Raw genomic sequence first — 257 nt, 5'->3', positions numbered from 1 at the left:
ACCGCACCCAGCTCCGTTATTGCCCGCAGAAAAACGTTAGGTGAAGATGCCATCCGGGTTCTGTTTGATATCACTCAGCAACACTGGCATGCAGAGGCAAAGCATCCTCTCTGGCACGGACTGACACTCAATGCCGTCGATGGCGTAGTCTGGCATACGCAGGACACGCCTGAAAATGCAGAGGCCTTCGGTAAGGCTTCGAACCAGCACGGCGAACGCGGATATCCTCAGGTCCGCATGGTCTGCCTGATGGAACT

At 55.6% G+C, this 257-nt stretch carries 1 pseudogene; it reads left to right on the top strand.

The features are described 5' to 3' along the window. Positions 1 to 257: pseudogene (locus AACU55_RS23410) on the top strand (IS4 family transposase); the annotation flags it as partial.

The organism is Rahnella sp. CJA17(1/100), assembly GCF_963881615.1.
Taxonomy (GTDB): domain Bacteria; phylum Pseudomonadota; class Gammaproteobacteria; order Enterobacterales; family Enterobacteriaceae; genus Rahnella; species Rahnella aceris.
The sequence above is the reverse complement of the archived record's forward strand: the minus strand, read 5'-3'. Positions and strand labels throughout refer to the sequence as shown.